At 69.4% G+C, this 15,696-nt stretch carries 13 protein-coding genes; 6 read left to right on the forward strand and 7 right to left on the reverse strand.

Annotated features, from left to right (window positions below; all coding sequences use genetic code 11):
- Positions 1-341 precede the first annotated feature (341 nt).
- On the forward strand, positions 342-920 hold the full coding sequence (locus AC3WR5_RS00210) for a DUF924 family protein (RefSeq protein WP_492480934.1): 579 nt from the start codon (positions 342-344) through the stop codon (positions 918-920).
- Positions 921-926: 6 nt separating this feature from the next.
- Here AC3WR5_RS00210 and AC3WR5_RS00215 read toward each other — a convergent pair whose 3' ends face one another.
- The 5 genes from AC3WR5_RS00215 to AC3WR5_RS00235 form a co-directional block, all read right to left on the reverse strand.
- Entirely contained in the window at positions 927-1,355 is a 429-nt protein-coding gene (locus tag AC3WR5_RS00215; protein WP_492480936.1) for a carboxypeptidase-like regulatory domain-containing protein, read from the reverse strand.
- A 97-nt stretch (positions 1,356-1,452) separates the two neighbouring features.
- Positions 1,453-1,947, reverse strand: a complete 495-nt coding sequence (locus AC3WR5_RS00220) for an SgcJ/EcaC family oxidoreductase (RefSeq protein WP_492480938.1) — start codon at positions 1,945-1,947, stop codon at positions 1,453-1,455.
- Positions 1,948-2,124: 177 nt separating this feature from the next.
- Complete coding sequence (locus AC3WR5_RS00225; protein ID WP_492480940.1) at positions 2,125-2,808, reverse strand: response regulator transcription factor; 684 nt, start codon at positions 2,806-2,808, stop codon at positions 2,125-2,127.
- Complete coding sequence (locus tag AC3WR5_RS00230; protein WP_492480942.1) at positions 2,805-4,457, reverse strand: sensor histidine kinase; 1,653 nt, start codon at positions 4,455-4,457, stop codon at positions 2,805-2,807. Before AC3WR5_RS00230 ends, AC3WR5_RS00225 begins: the two co-directional genes overlap by 4 nt.
- A gap of 117 nt (positions 4,458-4,574) precedes the next feature.
- Positions 4,575-5,555: a LysR family transcriptional regulator gene (locus AC3WR5_RS00235; RefSeq protein WP_492480944.1), complete on the reverse strand. Its 981-nt coding sequence runs from the start codon at positions 5,553-5,555 to the stop codon at positions 4,575-4,577.
- A gap of 77 nt (positions 5,556-5,632) precedes the next feature.
- On the opposite strand from AC3WR5_RS00235, the gene dsdA reads away from it, so the two are divergent.
- Genes dsdA through AC3WR5_RS00250 form a run of 3 tightly spaced genes read left to right on the forward strand, consistent with a single transcriptional unit; the run spans position 5,633 to position 9,750 of the window.
- Positions 5,633-7,138, forward strand: a complete 1,506-nt coding sequence (gene dsdA, locus AC3WR5_RS00240) for a D-serine ammonia-lyase (RefSeq protein WP_492480946.1) — start codon at positions 5,633-5,635, stop codon at positions 7,136-7,138.
- A 25-nt stretch (positions 7,139-7,163) separates the two neighbouring features.
- Positions 7,164-8,168, forward strand: coding sequence for a Bug family tripartite tricarboxylate transporter substrate binding protein (locus AC3WR5_RS00245; protein ID WP_492480948.1), 1,005 nt, complete (start codon positions 7,164-7,166; stop codon positions 8,166-8,168).
- A gap of 22 nt (positions 8,169-8,190) precedes the next feature.
- Positions 8,191-9,750 carry an amidase gene (locus AC3WR5_RS00250; protein ID WP_492480950.1) on the forward strand — a complete coding sequence of 520 codons (1,560 nt, stop codon included), beginning with the start codon at positions 8,191-8,193 and terminating at the stop codon, positions 9,748-9,750.
- 18 nt (positions 9,751-9,768) lie between these two features.
- Here AC3WR5_RS00250 and AC3WR5_RS00255 read toward each other — a convergent pair whose 3' ends face one another.
- Complete coding sequence (locus tag AC3WR5_RS00255) at positions 9,769-11,910, reverse strand: sensor histidine kinase (protein ID WP_492480952.1); 2,142 nt, start codon at positions 11,908-11,910, stop codon at positions 9,769-9,771.
- A gap of 2 nt (positions 11,911-11,912) precedes the next feature.
- On the reverse strand, positions 11,913-12,629 hold the full coding sequence (locus AC3WR5_RS00260; RefSeq protein ID WP_141291918.1) for a response regulator transcription factor: 717 nt from the start codon (positions 12,627-12,629) through the stop codon (positions 11,913-11,915).
- A 181-nt stretch (positions 12,630-12,810) separates the two neighbouring features.
- Here AC3WR5_RS00260 and AC3WR5_RS00265 point away from each other — a divergent pair, with 181 nt between their 5' ends.
- Positions 12,811-14,070 carry an SPFH domain-containing protein gene (locus AC3WR5_RS00265; RefSeq protein ID WP_492480954.1) on the forward strand — a complete coding sequence of 420 codons (1,260 nt, stop codon included), beginning with the start codon at positions 12,811-12,813 and terminating at the stop codon, positions 14,068-14,070.
- An 83-nt stretch (positions 14,071-14,153) separates the two neighbouring features.
- On the forward strand, positions 14,154-15,647 hold the full coding sequence (locus tag AC3WR5_RS00270; protein WP_492482563.1) for a hypothetical protein: 1,494 nt from the start codon (positions 14,154-14,156) through the stop codon (positions 15,645-15,647).
- Positions 15,648-15,696 lie beyond the last annotated feature (49 nt).

Here is a 15,696-nt window from a genome sequence, read left to right on the forward strand (position 1 = left end):
CGCGCAGGCTGAGCTTCAACCTCGCAACCGCCCGCTTTTGCGCCAAGCCACACGGCGCAACATCAGCAGCGCCGAGCCGCCCAGGATCAGGGACGAGACACCAGAACAGCGTCCTGCACTCATGTCGCGAGCCTGTTCGAAGCGTGTCCGCAACGCTCGCAAAGTCCGCCGGTGTGCTCGCTGGCCATCGTCATTTCTTTCTCACTCCGTTCAAATGACTGCCGCGCGGGCTAACGCCGCGGCATGCCAAGGCGAAGGGCGGGCCGGGCCTATCAGAGTGCTGGCACTGCGATTGCCAGCACGCAAGTCTCTGTTCCTCCATCCCGATCGGATTGCCCAGCATGACCGGCCCTGAGATCAGCCTCCCAGCCACTTTGCCAACCTCCCACCAGCCCAGCCAAGTGGTCGAGTTCTGGCGGACCGCCGGGCCCAAGCGCTGGTTTGCCAAGAGCACGTCGTTTGATGCCGAGTTCAAGCAACGCTTCCTGCCAGCGCATGAAGCGGCCTTGCGGGGTTACCTGATCGGCTGGTCATTGACGGCCGAAGGGGCCTTGGCGCTGGTGTTGTTGCTGGACCAGTTTCCACGCAATGCCTTTCGCGACAAGCCGCGCGCGTTCGAGACGGATGCGCTGGCGCGGGAGACGGCCGACCAGGCCATCGCGAAGGGGTTTGACCGGCAGGTGGAAGAGTTGCTGCGGCCGTTTTTCTACATGCCGTTCATGCACTCGGAGCACTTGGCGGACCAGCAGCGCTGCGTGGCGCTGTGCGCCGGGGTGGATGAGAACACCCAGCGAGCCGCGGTGAAGCACCGCGACATCATTGCCCGCTTCGGGCGCTTTCCGCACCGCAATGCGGTGCTGGGGCGCGTGTCCACACCAGAGGAAACCGCCTTCCTCGCGGACGGCGGTTTCAAGGGGTGAACTGCCTCACTCCGGATTGAAGCGGAAATCCAGCGAGGCTTGCTGGCCGGCGCGCAGGTCAACCGGCTTGGCTTCCTGCTTGCCTTTGAATGCGGTCTGCACCTGGTAGTGACCGGGTGGCAGGTTGATCAGCAGCACCGGGCCGCTGAGCTTGCGGTCGAAGAAGACCTGGTCGCTGGGGCCGACGATGCGGGTGCGCACGTCGGCAAGGAATTCGCCGGAAGGCGCCGCCGTCAGCACCTTGAGCGTGAAGCCGGCGCGTTCGTGCTCGATCTGGCCTTGCTCGTCCTGGCCAATGCCACCCATCACGAAAGGCTGGCCCAGCGGGCCGGTACCGCGGTCCAGCGCCAAGGCGTCTATGGCCGCGGCTGCCAGGCCCACGGCCAGCAGCACTTTGACTGCGCCCATCCACTGGGCATGACTGAGGTGTTTCATCGCGGAAGCTCCTTTGCTGCAGCAACACGAACCTTCGCAGGCTGCGGTCGCATTGTTCAGGGGCAATCGGCAGGCCTGGCCTTGCCTGGCACGTGGCTCATTTGGCGCCGGCCACAGGCTCCGGCATGGCAGACGAATGATGGTGGGCGATCAGCCACTGGCCGTTCTCCCATTCATAGACGTAGGTGTAGCGCGCCTTCACCGTCTGGCCGTCCTTGAACTGGAAGGTGTAGGTGCCGACGTCCTGCGCCACGTTGCAGCCGATCCTGATGAGGCGCCTGTCAATCGTGCCCTGTGGTTCCGATTTCAGGAACTTGACGAAATAGTCGCGAATCTCTGCAGGGCTGGTCCGCGGCTCATTGGAGACGGTGGGCAGCAACACACCGTCGGGGGCATAGTTGGCCACCACCTTGTCCGGATCCAGCGTGCGCAGCGAGGCGTTCCAGCGATCAAACAGGGCCGCCACCTGCTGTTCGCTGGTCGCCTGGCAGATGGCGCTCGTGCCGGCGTCGTCCTGCGCCAGCGCAGGTGTGGACAAGCCCAGCGCCAGGCTGGCAGCCGCGAACAAGGGGGAGAGTGTCGAGAATTTCATGTCGTGACGTGCTCGAAGCAATGAGTTGAATGAAGTGACGCCCCGCCCGAGGGCCTTGCGTCACAGGAACTCATTCTTCGGGCGCTGGATGAACAGCAGCCACGAGGCGCCATGAACGGGCACTGACGCGAAGATGAACGGCAGGTGAACTGCGCGCCGTTCCCTCGCGCGAGCTTCTCAGCTGGGCTCGGCGTCCAGCTTGTAGCCAAAGCCCCGCACCGTCTTGAGCAGGGTCAGCGTGTGGCCTTCGTCGATCTTGCTGCGCAGGCGCCGCACGTACACGTCCACCACGTTGGTCAGCGGATCCTCATTGGTGCCCCAGACATTGGCCAGGATGCGCTCGCGGCTGTAGACCCGGCCGGGCGCGCTCATCAGCAGCTCCAGAAATGCCAGCTCCTTGGCGGTCAGCACCACAGTCCGGCCGGCCCGGCTGACGTGCATGCGCTCTCGGTCCAGCTGCAGATCGGCCACCTGCAGCGTGGCGGCGCGCGGTCGCTGCTGCCGGCCCCGGCGCAGCAGGGCCTCGATGCGGGCCAGCAACTCCTCAAAGGCGAAGGGCTTGGTCAGGTAGTCGTCCGCGCCCAGGCGCAAGCCGTTCACCTTGTCCTCGGTCTGGTTCATCGCGCTGAGCATCAGCACCGGGACCTGAAAGCCTTCGGCCCGCAGCGTCTGGCAAACCTCGATTCCGCTCATGCCCGGCAGCATCAGGTCCAGGATCAGCAAGGCTCTGTCATCGGCGCGGGCCAGCGCCAGGCCCTCCGGGCCGGTGCGGGCCAGCTGCACGGCATAGCCCTCGGCACGCAAGCCGCGCAGCAGGAAGTCGCCCACCCGCGCGTCGTCTTCCACCACCAGGATGTTCATGCCGACAAGCCCTCGGACAGCGCCTGCAGGGCCCGCGGTAACAGCGGGAGCACCATGCGAACCTGGGTGCCGTGGTCAACCCGGCTGTCGATGTGGATGCTGCCCTGGTGGGCGGCAATGATGGTCTGGGCGATCGACAGGCCGATGCCAGTGCCGTCTGCCCGGTACGCCCGCGCGCGGCGACCGCGCGTGAAGCGCTCGAACACCAGCGGCAGCTCGTCGGCATCAATGCCAATGCCCTCGTCGCTCACCAGCAGCATCACTTCCCGCGGCGACACCTGCCATCCCAGCCTCACTGCGCCACCGGGGCGCGAATAGCGCACCGCGTTGTCCAGCACGATCATCACCGCCCGGCGCAGCCGCTCCGCATCCGCATGCACCGGCAGCTCGGTGGGCAGCCGGCCCTGCGGCGCAGCGCCTGGCTCCAGCAGCACCCGCACGCCCTGCGGCTGGCCCAGGGCTTCGGCCTGCTCGGCCACCTCGCCGAGCAAGACCAGCAGGTCCAGCTCATGCGGCTGCATCACCAGCTGGTCCACCTCGGCCCTGGCGATCAGCATCAAGTCGTCGATCACGCCGGTCAGCTGACCCACGCCGCCCACGATGCGGGCCAGTGACTGCTTGTATTCCTCCACCGGCTTGTCCTGGCCGCGCAGGGCGATCTCGGCCTCGCCGCGGATTGCCGTTGCGGGCGTGCGCAGCTCGTGCCCGAGATCGGCAAACAACTGGCGCCGCCGCTGGTCCACGCGCTGCAAGGCGTCATGCGCGACGCGCAGCTCCGCGGTGCGGTCCTGCACGGCGGCCTCCAGCCGGTGACGCGCCTCGTCGGCCGCCTTGCGATGCTGCTGCAGCTCGGCCGCCATCTGGTTGAAGCTCTCGGCCACCCGCTCGAATTCATCTCTCGAACCGATCGCCATGCGATGGCCCAGCTCGCCAGCCTGCAACGCCTGGGTACCGATCAGCAACTGATCCAGCGGCTGCTTCAGGCGCCGGTTCAGGTGCAGGGCCAGTGCAGCCGCCACCGCCAGCATCGTCACCGCCATGCCAATGGCCTGCCGGCGCAAGGCATCCAGCCCGCGCTCGGTGGCGGCGCGGGCCTCCGGAACGACCACCCGCTGGCGTTCGATTGCGCCGTTGACCAGCTCGCGCAGATCCCGTCCGCCCGCCATGTCGAACACCTCGTTGAGCTCGTGCCACACCGCCGCGAACTCGGCGCCGTGGTCCATCGGCGTCAGGCGCATCAGGCGCGACTGCACCGCGGTGATGTTCTGGTCCAGCAAATCGGTCACGGCCACCAGCTTGGGCACATCCGGCGGGATGGGGGTGCCCTCCCGGGCCGAGAATTCGATCCACAAGGCATGGTCGCGTCGCGCCAGGCCTTTGAGCTTGCCGGCGCTGGACTGGATGCGGGTCACGAGTTGGTCACGCACCTCCACCGAAGCCTCCGCATTCATCAGGCGCTGCGAAGCCCAGACGCGCAGGCGCTGCTTGTTGGCCGAAAGCTCCAGCAGTTCCGAGAGGATGTCGCTGGCCAGCCGGCTGTGCTGGGCGTAGTCATTGACGCGGTTCGCGCCCCAATAGACAAAGCCGGCCTGCACAAACACCAGCGCCACCAGCGCCGCGAATGCCAAGGAAAGACGCGTGCGAAACATGCCGAACTGTAGCCGGGCACGCTCGACGCCGGCATGCGGCGCGTTGGCGGCCACCTCGGCGAGAAAGGCGTCCGGATCGCCGGGTCCGCGCCGCGGCTCGCCGCCGGCTGCCGCGAGTCAAGCCGCGCGGTTCGCCAGCCCGGCCAGCAAGGCGTCGCGCTGGCGCACAAAGCTTTTCGCCTGGGCGCTCAACCAGGCCAGCACCAGGTCCACGCCAGGCAATGGCTCGCCACTCATGACGAACTGGTAACTCGCCGGTGAGCGCAACGCAGGTCCTGCAGGCGTGCCGAAAGGGGCAACCAGGCGGCCAGTGGCCAGATCCTCCAGCACCAGTGCCGCCCGCCCCATGGCCACGCCCTGCCCGGCCAGCGCAGCGCCCACGGCCAGCTGGGAGAGGTTGAAGTGACGGCCGCTCTGCAGCCGGTCCAGGGCGAGACCTGCCGCGCTCAGCCAACCCTGCCATTCCTCATGCGGGCCGGCCCCGTCCCAGGGTTGATCGTCGTGCAGCAGATGCTCGGCGCGCAGGTCCGCCGCGTGGCGGACTTCCGGGCGCGCCGCCAGCCAGGCCGGGCTGGCGACCGGCAGCAGCCACTCGTCCAGGAAGGCGGTGGCCTGCAGGTCGCCGTAGGCCGAGCCCGGGTCGTAGCGCACGGCTGCAGCCAGGCCCAGCTGCGCCATGCGCTGGCGATCCAGCCCCTGGAACTCGCTGATCACCCGCAGGTCCAGCGCCGCATGCTGGCGGAAGAAGTCGCCCAGGCGGGGCGTGAGCCAGCCCATGGCGAACGAAGGCGAACAGCTCAGCGCCAGTGCCGCGCCGGGCTCGGGTTTGCGCAATTGCAGCAGGGCCGCCTCCAGCGCGTCGAAGGACTCGCGCAGCACAGTCGCCAGGCGCAGCCCCTCGGGCGTCAAAAGCAGGGTGCGCGGGCTGCGCAAGAACAGCGGCCGCTGCAGCCACTGCTCCAGCTGTTTGACCTGCTGACTCACCGCGCCCTGGGTGATGCACAAGACTGAGGCAGCATGGGTGAAGCTTTCGCACCGTGCTGCAGCATCGAAGCACCGCAACCAGGATAACAAGGACGGATTCAGCGTTGGACCCATGCTGCCATTGCTATTACTAATGGATGGCCAAGTATAAGTGGCTTGCGTGGGAGCACCTGTCCAGGCGAGCATGAGGCATGTCAATTGCACCCGCCTCTTCCGCCATTTCCCCATCCAGCGCCCTGCTTCCCTGGCAAACCGGTCTGGACTGGGCAACATTGCAAGCCGCACGCCCCCTGCTCTGGGCACAGGACGCAACCCCCCCAGCCACGCCTGACAGCGCGCCGCTGGGCGAGTCCGGCATTAGCGCCATGCAGGAGTCCCTGGCCGCCATGCAGGCGGCATCGGTCCGGCTGAACCGCTTCGCGCCGCTGCTGGCGCAGCTGTTTCCCGAGGCCTTGGGGGCCAGCGGCGGGCTGATCGAATCCCCGCTGCTGGCGGTGCCGGCGCTGCAGGCCGCGCTGGGCCTGCCTGCCGAGGCGGGCACGCTGTTCGTGAAGGCCGACCACGCGCTGCCGGTGGCTGGCTCCATCAAGGCGCGTGGCGGCATCCACGAGGTGCTGGAACATGCAGAGGCGCTGGCACTGCGCCATGGCCTGCTGCCGCAGCAGGATCTGGATCTGGCGGACTACCGCGTGCTGGCCTCGCCGGCGGCCCGCGCGCTGTTTGCCGCGCACCAGGTGGCCGTGGGCTCTACCGGCAACCTGGGCCTGGCCATTGGCGTGATGGCCGCTGCACTGGGCTTCAAGGCCACGGTGCACATGTCGGCCGATGCCAAGGAATGGAAGAAGGCACGCCTGCGCCAGCGTGGCGTGCAGGTGGTGGAGCATGAAGGCGACTACGCCGAAGCGGTGGCCGCGGGGCGGCGCGCGGTGCAGGCCGACCCGCAGGGCCATTTTGTCGACGACGAACATTCGAGCTCGCTGTTCATGGGCTATGCCGTCGCCGCCGAGCGCCTGGCGGCCCAGCTGGAAAGCGCCGGCCGGACGGTGGACGCGGCGCATCCGCTCCTCGTCTACCTGCCCTGCGGCGTGGGCGGTGCACCAGGCGGCGTGGCCTGGGCATTGCGCCAGCGTTTCGGGGCACATGTGCACTGCTTCTTTGCCGAGCCGGTGCAGTCGCCCTGCTTCCTGCTGCAGTTGCTGGTGAACCATGCGGGCGCACGGGCTGCGCTGCCGCCGCTGGCTGCGCTGGCGGCCAACCCGCAGCCACCCTCGGTCTACGACATCGGCCTGAGCAACCGGACCGAGGCCGATGGGCTGGCAGTGGCGCGGGCCTCGGAACTGGCCGGCGCGCTGGCCGGGCCTGGCCTGGCGGGCGCCTACACGGTGACGGACGACGACCTCTACCGCCTGCTGCACCACGCCGCCGTGAGCGAGGACCTGCGCCTGGAGCCTTCAGCCGCAGCCGGCCTCGCTGGCCCGGCGCGGCTGCTGCACAGCGAAGCCGGGCAAGCCTGGCTGGCACGCCGCGGCCTGCAGGCGCCGCAACTGGCAGTCGCCACCCACGTCGCCTGGACCACCGGCGGCCAGGCGGTGCCCGAGCCTGAACTCGCCTACTTCCGCTACCGCGCGGCCGAGCTGGCTCGCGAGCCGGCCGATGACCCCGCCCTGCGACAAAGCCTGCCCTCCCCGCATCCCTGATCTCCAACCACTTGAGCGCCTCGACATGAACTCTTCCGCATTGCTGCCCTCGTCCATTGCCCGCCGCGCCCTGCTGGCTGGCCTTGCCCTTGCCGGCCTGAACCTGCCCGCGATTTCCGCGCTGGCGGCGGACGTGTATCCGAGCAAGCCGCTTCAATTGGTCGTGCCCTTCCCGCCGGGTGGTGCCACCGACGTGCTGGCCCGCCTGGTGGCCAAGGGCCTGGGGGACAAGCTCGGGCAGAGCATCGTGGTGGAAAACCGCGCCGGCGCCGGCACGGCCATTGGCGCCAGCTACGTGGCCAAGGCGCCGGCCGACGGCTACACCTTGTTGATCAGTTCCGGCACCACCTACACCGCCAATCCGGCCATCAACCCCAAACTGGGCTATGACCCGCTCAAGAGCTTCGAGCAACTGGGCATCGTCGGCCGCACCGGGCTGATCCTGCTGGCCAACCCGCAGGTCAAGGCCGACTCGCCCAAGAGCTTCGTCGCCCTGGTGCACCCAGCGCCCGGCAAGTTCGCCTGGGCCTCGTTCGGCAACGGCACCACCTCGCACTTCACTGGCGAGCTGCTGCAGCGCGCCACCGACACCCAGATGCTGCATGTGCCCTACAAGGGCAGCTCGCCGGCCATGATCGACCTGATCGCCGGCCAGGTGCAGTTCTCGGTAGACACGGTGGCGGCTGCACTGCCGCAGCTCAAGGCAGGCAAGGTCAAGGCCATTGGCGTGACCATGGCCAAGCGCTCGGCCCTGCTGCCCAATGTGCCCAGCTTCCAGGAGCAGGGCTATGCCATCGATGCCGACACCTGGCTGTCGGTCGCAGCGCCCCGCGGCCTGCCACCCGCCGTGCGGGCCAGGCTGGAGAAGGCGCTGGCCGAACTGGCCGGTCTGCCCGAAGTGAAGGCGCAAATGGCGAGCGTGGGCTTCGAGGCCGGCTTCGTGCCGGGCGCCAAGGTAGAGCGCATCATCGAGGCGGACCTGCCGGTGATGCGGGCCACCGCCACTCGCGCGAACATCCGGATTGAATAAAAGAAGGAAAGAACACAGGCCCATGTCCACCTCCTCCCCGTCCTCGCCGCAGGCCGAGTTGCTGGCGCTGTCTGCCGTGGAAATGCGCCGCCGCATCGGCGCCAGGCAGCTTTCTCCGGTTGAACTGCTGGATGCCTGCATTGCCCGCATCGAAGCGCTCAATCCTTTTGTCAACGCGATCACGGCCACCTGCTTCGACCGCGCCCGCGCCGAAGCGCGCCAGGCCGAGGCCGCCGTCATGCGCGGCGAGCCGCTGGGCCTGCTGCACGGCCTGCCGCTGGGTGTGAAGGACCTGGAGGAAACGGCCGGTCTGCTGACCACCCATGGCTCGCCGCTGTACCGCGCCCATGTGCCGGCGGCCGACAACCTGCTGGTGGCCCGCCTGCGTGCGGCGGGCGCCATCGTCGCCGGCAAGACCAACGTGCCGGAGATGGGCGCCGGCGCCAACAGCTTCAACCCCGTCTGGGGCGCGACCGGCAACCCCTTCGACCCGCGCCTGAATGCCGGTGGGTCGTCCGGCGGTTCGGCCTGCGCACTGGCGCTGGACCTGCTGCCGATCTGCACCGGCTCGGACACCGGCGGCTCGCTGCGCATTCCGGCCGCCAAGTGCGGCGTGGTGGGCTTCCGGCCCTCGCCCGGCCTGGTGCCCAGCGCGCGCCGGCCGCTGGGCTGGTCGCCCATCTCGGTGGTGGGACCCATGGGCCGCAGCGTGGCGGATGCCTGCCTGCAACTGGCCGCAACCGCCGGCATGGCCGCGGTGGACCCGCTGAGCTACGAGGTCGACGCAGCCGAGTTCCTGCGCCTGCCGGACGTGGACCTGGGCCGGCTCCGGGTGGGCTTCACCGAAGACTTCGGCCTGTGCGATGTGGACGAAGACATCCGCGCCAGCTTCCGCGCCAAGGTCGCGGCCCTGGCGCCGTTGTTCAAGTCCTGCACCGAGCTGGACTTCGGCGGCAAACATGCCATGGGCGACGCCCACCGCTGCTTCGACGTGCTGCGCGCCGAGGCCTTCGTGGCCGGCATGCGCGAAGCCTATGAACGCGACCCCGCCAACCTCGGCCCCAACCCGCGCAGCAACTACGAGATGGGCGCCCGCATGAGCCTGCTGGACCTAGCCTGGGCCCAAAGCGAACAGACCCGGCTACTCAAGCGCTTCCAGCAGGTCTATGAAGAGGTGGACCTGGTGCTCTCTCCCGTCACGCCCGTCTCGCCCTTCCCCTGGACCCAGCCGCATGCCGCAACGGTGCAGGGCCGCCCGCAGGCCAACTACTACCGCTGGCTGGCGCTGACCTACGTGACCACGCTGACCACCCATCCCGCCCTGAGCCTGCCCTGCGGCAGCGATGCGCAAGGCATGCCCTTCGGCCTGCAACTGGTGGGCCCGTTCCGAGGCGACCGCTTCACACTGGCCGCCGCCCAGGCACTGGAAAGCGCCTGCGCTGGCAACCCGCTGCTGAACCGCACGCGCCCCGACCCCGCGCGGCTGGGCCCGGTGGTGCCGGCGCTGCGCTCCATCGTCACCGCGCCCCCGGTGCTGGATGCGGCAGCACAATCACAGGCTGACAGCGTCAGCGCCGTATGAAGACCGGACCGCGCCTGTTCAATGCAGCTTGGCCCTGGCCAGCCGCAACACGAAGCTGACGCCGCCCGCCTCGCCAGGTGCGCCAATGTCGTTCTGCGCCCTCACCGTGCCACCCATCTTGGCCAGGTAGGTGCGCACAACGAACAGCCCCTGGCCGCGCTGGTCCGGCCGGTCGCCTGAACCTTCGTGCTGGCTGGACACGCCGTATTCGAAGATGCGTTCGAGTTGTTCAGTCGCAATGGGCGGGCCGTCGTTGTGGATGCGCAGCTCAGCCGCGTCGCCATCCAGCGCCAGCGTCAAGCGGATGGGCGTACCGGGCGGGCGATAGCGCTGCGCATTGCTGAGGATGTGGGTCACCGCGTCTTCCAGCGCGTAGGCATCTGCCTGCACCGGCACGGGCTGGCCCAGCGGCGTGTAGACAACTTGCTCGACACCCGCGTGCGGCGCATTGGCCGCCACCTCGGCCAGAAAGGCATCCAGGTCCATGGCGTCCAGCCCCAGCGTGGTGGCCTCGAAGGCCTCGCTGGGGCTGGCCTGGCCGTACAACACACGCACCGCCTGCTGCATGCGCTGGATGTAGCGGTGGCTGGCGTCGTCCGCCTTCGGGTGCAGCACCATCAGCGACTGCAGCGGCGACATGATCTCGTGGCCCACCGCATGCCACTGGTCCTTCTCCTGCTGGGCGCGGATGTGCTCGCGCCGCACGGCATCGTTGACCCGCTGCATCAGCTCGGCCAGCGTGCCGGCCAGCAGGCCCAGCTCGTCGCTGCCGCGCAGGCCGGACACGTCCAGCACCAGCTCCCCTTCCCGCAACCCTTGCGAGACGGCCGCGGCGCGCTTGGTCAGCAAGGTGATGCGCCGCATCATCGCCAGCTCGATCGCGGCCCAGGTCAGCACGATGGCGGCCAGCATCGCACCAACGTAACCGGCCACGCGCGCCGCCACCAGGCTGAGCGCGCGGTTCACGCCCCGCAGGTCGCCGCTGAGCTGAAGCTCGTAGCGGCCCAGCGGCGTGGCGATGCTGTCGTCGATCTGGATCGGCCGGTCGTAGCCTTCCACCGGGAGCTGGCGGATCAGCCGGTCCAGCAGCGGCGAGGTGGGCTGGCTCTTGTCCACGCTGCCGGTAAGCGTGGCAATCTCGGCACCGGCAGGCGCGCCGGCCTTGCGGATGCGCAGCGTCTCGCCGGGCAGCAGCACCGGCGCCAGGTCGGCCAGCGAGAACGGTGGCGTGGCGTCAGGCTGGTCGGAGTCGAACAGCGGCTGATCGCTGCCACCGGCCAGCGCCTGCACGCGCACCTGCACCCGGTCCAGGTCCGGCGGCGGCCAGGCCAGGCGCTCGCGCTGCGCCATCAGCTCCTCGCGGAACAGCTCCACCGGCAGGCGCACCGAGAAGAAGGACAGGTGGCGACAGCCGGCTGTGTCCGCCACTGCCGGCTGCTCGCCCTCGCCCAGGCAGCGGGCGTCCTGCCACCACCACCCGCGAAAGTCCCGCACCGGCCGCGTGCCGAGCAGGCCTTGCGGGTCCTCGGCAAAACCGGCCAGCCGGCCGCGCGTGGCGGGGCCCCCTTCGGCGCCGGCTTCCAGCGGCGCCAGCCATTGCGTAGTCTGGCCGCGCAGCGTCACGCTGATCTTGAGCCGATGCGCCTGCGCCAGGTCGGCCGAACCGAGCCGGCGGGCGATCAACGGGCCCTCGCTGCCGAAGCTGCCCACGGCGTAGAGGAAGGCCCCGGCCATCGCACTGTTGCCCACGGCCAGGCAGAGCTTGGCGCCGTCGCCGTACTGCACCTGGCAGCCGGCCATTTCCACCGCCTGCTGCGCCTTCACGCGGTCGTCGAAGTCGATCGAAGCAAACGGCAGCACCAGCGGGCGCAGCGCAGCACCGGCGCTGCCACCGCGGCTGCCCGGGTTCAGCAAGGCCAGCTGGCCGGCGGGGTGGCGCAGCCGGGCGACGATCTGCGCCTGCGTCTTGGCCAGGCCGTCCTGGTAGGCGCGCCAGCCGCGCTGTTTTTCGTCCTGCAAGACGCCCAGCGCCAGCGCCAGCGTGGCCAGCGCAAGCAGCAGGAAGGCACCGCGGAAGAAGACCCGCAGCCGCAGCGGAATGCGGATGCGGCCCGGCAGGCTGAGGATTTCAGCGCCGGGAAAGCGCAGGCCGAACGCCATGCTCAGCCGCCCCAGCGAAAGCCACGCATGGGGATGTTGGCAATCGCGTCGAAGGCCGGGTCGATCTCGCGGAAGGCATCGCGGATGGTGCTGACGTGCTTGCGGATGTTGTCGCGGTTGCGCCCGCTCTTCACCACCAGGTAGAGGTCTTCGTAGCTGACCACTTCGCCCTGGCGCGCCACCAGTGCGGCCAGGATGCGCTGCGCGGTGAGCGGCAGGTTGATGCGCTGGCCGCGCCAGATGGCGCTGCCCTGGCGCAGCGGGTCCAGCTGCAGCTCCTGCGCGGGCGCGGGCTGCGGCACGGGGGCGGCCTGCGCGCGGTCGCGGGTGGCCCGCAGGATGTCCAGGAAGGTGTCGATGAAGTCGGCCTCCTCGAAGGTCGTCTTCTGCAGGTAGTCCCAGGCGTCCAGCGCCTTCATGATGCTGCGGTAGATGGCAGCCGGCATGGCCGACACCACCAGCACCGGCGTGCCTGCGTGCTGCTTGTTGATCGCGTTGATGATGGCCACGCCGGCATTGCGCTCGCGGCCCAGCTCGATGTCCAGCACCACCAGGTCATAACGCTCGCGGGCCAGCGCCGCCTCGGCGTCGTCGCGGTTGAACCACTGGTCCACCACGATGCCTGGCCGCGCCGCTTCGATCCAGCCGCGCAGCTGCTGGCTGGTGGGCTGGTCGTCCTCGATCACCGCCACCCGGGGCGGGTTTGCTGCACTGGCCATTGCGCTGGTTCCTCCTGCTGGCCGCGGATTATCCGGGGCCGCCCTGGCCAGCCACGTGAAGGTTTCTTCCGCGGCCGGAAACCAGGCTCACGCCGCCGAGCAAAGACGCCCCGCGCCACCGCTGTCGCCTTCCGGGCCATTTCCGAAGAATGACTTCCACACCATTTGAACGGAGCCCCACATGAACCCCCGCCTCTCCTCCCTGGCCCAGGCTGTGCGCAGCGCCTTGTCGCGCACCGGCCGCGGCCTGGCCCGCGTCACCTCGGCCGGCGCCGGCCGCGTCTTCGCGGCCCGCACCGGCCTGCTGCTGTTGGCCGGCGCAGGGCTGGCGGGCTACGCACTGGTGAAGCATCCGCCGGTGCAGACGGTCGCGCTCGGCGAACTCGCAGTGCGCACCAATGTGCTGACCGGCGGTGCCACCGCCGCCAGTGCCGGCACCGTGTTCCTCATTCCCGGCCTGCACGAGCTGCACCGCTACCCGCTGCGCGACCAGGTCTATCGCCCGGCGGACAGCGCCACGGCCAACGGCGCCGCGCCGTTCCAGTCGGTCGAAGGCCTGTCGCTGGGTGTGGACCTCTCGGTGCGCTACGCATTGGACCCGGCCCGCGTGGCTGCGATGAGCCGCGACCTGCCGGCGGACCTCGGCAAGGACGTGGTGCAGCCCGCCGTGCAAGGCGTGATCTTCAAGGTCTTCACCCGCTACACCGTGCGCGAGATCTTCTCCAGCCGCCGCGCCGAGATCCAGCAGCAGATCGAAGCCGAGCTGCGCCCGCGCCTAGCGGCCGACGGCATCCTGTTGCGCAGCGTGCAGATGGGCAAGGTCGACCTGCCACCCGACTACCGCGCCGGCATGGACCGCCTGCTGGCCGAGGAACTCGCCACCGAGAAGATGCAGTACACGCTGCAGCTGAAGGAAAAGGAAGTGCAGCAGACCGCGCTGGAAGCCGAGGCGCAAAAGGTGCGCCGCGAGAAAAACGCCGAGGCCAGCGCCCGCGAAACCCTGATCGCCGCACAGGCCCAGGAAGAGGCGATGAAACACGTGCTGCCGTTCAAGCAGAAGCAGATCGAGCAGCGCTCGCTGGAAGCTGAGGCTGACAAGCAAACCCGCATCAAGGGCGCGGAAGCGAATGCCCAGGCCCGCCGCATCGAAAGCCAGGGCGAGGCCGATTCGCGCCAGAAGCTGGCCGATGCCGAGGTCTACCGCCTGCAGAAGGTGGGCCAGGCCAATGCCGAGCAAATGGCCAAGGAAGGCGCGCTCATCACCCGCCACCCGCTGCTGATCCAGAAGACCCTGGCCGACAAGCTGAGCGACAAGATCCAGGTCATCATCGCGCCGCCACCGGCCAATGGCGACTTCATCGGCAGCGCGCTGGTGGGCGGCATGCAGCGCACTGCGGCCGTCGCGCCGCAGCAGCCGCAAGAAGCTGGGGAAGCGCAATGAACCGCAAGCTGTGCCTGTCCGCAGTCACGCTGGGCACGCTCGCCGGCGCCCTGGCCAGCGCAGCGCTGCTGATCGCCGCGGCCATGTCGCCGGCCCAGGCGGACGCGGCGCCGCTGCCGTCAGCCGAAGCTGGCGCACCGCTGGCCATCGTCTCGCTGGACAACACCTCGCTGCGCGCCGGCCCGAAAGACAGCGCGCTGCAGCAGGCCCAGCTCTGGCAGGGCGACCTGCTGGAAGTGCGCGGCGAGAAGCTGGACTACCTGCAGGTGTATGACCACCGCCGCGAGCGCGCCGGCTACGTGCGCGCCAGCAGCGTGCGCCGCATCGGCACCACAGAGGCCGATGCGCCTGAGCTGCTGGCCGTGCTGCGCTTCGTGCGCGACACGCCCGCCGCCGAGGCGCTGGGCGTGGCCTATGCCGCGGCCTACCTGCAAGCCGTGCCGGCCAAGCAGCTCACGGCCGAACCCTTCGACGCACTGGGCACGCTGGCCGAGCGCCTGGCGCGCCGCGCCTCGGCTCGCAACGCCGCAAACACCACCGACAACAAGCTCGCAGCCCACCTCGAAGGCGTGGCCAGCTACGGCGTGAAGATCGCCAGTTTCGAGCAAGACGGCCAGGTGCAGCTCTGCTACGACGGCGAAGCCTTCCGCCGCGTGCTGGCCATGCCAGGCGCCACGCCCGCCCAGCGCGCCCGCGCCGCGCTGTCGCTCACCCGCGAAGACTGCATCGACCCCGCGCTCACCGCCACCGCCCGCGAAGCGCTGGACCGCTGGCGCGGCGACGTGCTGAACCGCCTCACGCCCGCGGACTGGACCGCCCTGCCCGAGCAGACCCGCAACCGCCTGCGCATGCGCAGCGCCGGCGTGTGGGCTACGCTGGCCTTCCAGCAAGCCCGCCGCGGCGAAGCTTCGCAGGCAGCAGGCCAACGCGCGCTGGACGCGCTCGCTGGCGTCGTCAAGACCGAGCTGAGCGACGACGACCAACTCGACTACCAGGAAGCCGCGATCCGCGTTGGCGCGTCCCGCTGGGCCGCCGAACCCAATGTCGCCAGCGCCGCACCCAGCGGAACAGGCAACCGCCCTCGCCTCGTCAGCACGCCCGGCCAAGCCGGAGAAACCTGCGTACTGCTGGTCGACACCCAACACGACGCCGCCAAACCGCTGATGCGCCGCTGCACCTGGGGTGTCGCCTGGATGGCCTCGCCCAGCGCCAACCGCGACGCCACCGCCTTCACCGTCGCCGTGCAACCCCTGCCCGGCTGGCGCGAACTCTGGCTGATGCGCCGCAGCGCAGAAGCCAATGGCGGCTGGACCCTGGACGTGCTGCCGCCCGCCGCCGGCAATCCACTCGGCAGTGACGTCGGCTACATCGAAGCTGCAGGCTTTGTCCCCGAAGGCGAACCCCGCCTGCTGGTCGCCCGCGAAGCCCGCGTCGAAGGCCGCAGCACCCGCCGCTTCGAGGTGACCAAGCTGGGCGCCCTGGACCTGGACAAGTCAGCCAGTTCGCCGCAACTGCTGGCGATGTTCCAGCGCTGGCAGGATCCGACGTGGAAGCGCGGCAGCGTGAGCGTGCGGTGAATCACTGGCAGCCCGGCGCTCGGCACGCATGGCACAGGTCGTCGACACG

It is taken from the genome of Ideonella sp. FW305-24 (assembly GCF_058788035.1).

Bases quoted from the DNA above. Each gene is read 5' to 3' on its own strand.
- AC3WR5_RS00210 (WP_492480934.1), top strand. From the start codon at position 342: ATGACCGGCCCTGAGATCAGCCTCCCAGCCACTTTGCCAACCTCCCAC.
- AC3WR5_RS00215 (WP_492480936.1), bottom strand. From the start codon at position 1,355: ATGAAACACCTCAGTCATGCCCAGTGGATGGGCGCAGTCAAAGTGCTG.
- AC3WR5_RS00220 (WP_492480938.1), bottom strand. From the start codon at position 1,947: ATGAAATTCTCGACACTCTCCCCCTTGTTCGCGGCTGCCAGCCTGGCG.
- AC3WR5_RS00225 (WP_492480940.1), bottom strand. From the start codon at position 2,808: ATGAACATCCTGGTGGTGGAAGACGACGCGCGGGTGGGCGACTTCCTG.
- AC3WR5_RS00230 (WP_492480942.1), bottom strand. From the start codon at position 4,457: ATGTTTCGCACGCGTCTTTCCTTGGCATTCGCGGCGCTGGTGGCGCTG.
- AC3WR5_RS00235 (WP_492480944.1), bottom strand. From the start codon at position 5,555: ATGGGTCCAACGCTGAATCCGTCCTTGTTATCCTGGTTGCGGTGCTTC.
- dsdA (WP_492480946.1), top strand. From the start codon at position 5,633: ATGTCAATTGCACCCGCCTCTTCCGCCATTTCCCCATCCAGCGCCCTG.
- AC3WR5_RS00245 (WP_492480948.1), top strand. From the start codon at position 7,164: ATGAACTCTTCCGCATTGCTGCCCTCGTCCATTGCCCGCCGCGCCCTG.
- AC3WR5_RS00250 (WP_492480950.1), top strand. From the start codon at position 8,191: ATGTCCACCTCCTCCCCGTCCTCGCCGCAGGCCGAGTTGCTGGCGCTG.
- AC3WR5_RS00255 (WP_492480952.1), bottom strand. From the start codon at position 11,910: ATGGCGTTCGGCCTGCGCTTTCCCGGCGCTGAAATCCTCAGCCTGCCG.
- AC3WR5_RS00260 (WP_141291918.1), bottom strand. From the start codon at position 12,629: ATGGCCAGTGCAGCAAACCCGCCCCGGGTGGCGGTGATCGAGGACGAC.
- AC3WR5_RS00265 (WP_492480954.1), top strand. From the start codon at position 12,811: ATGAACCCCCGCCTCTCCTCCCTGGCCCAGGCTGTGCGCAGCGCCTTG.
- AC3WR5_RS00270 (WP_492482563.1), top strand. From the start codon at position 14,154: ATGTCGCCGGCCCAGGCGGACGCGGCGCCGCTGCCGTCAGCCGAAGCT.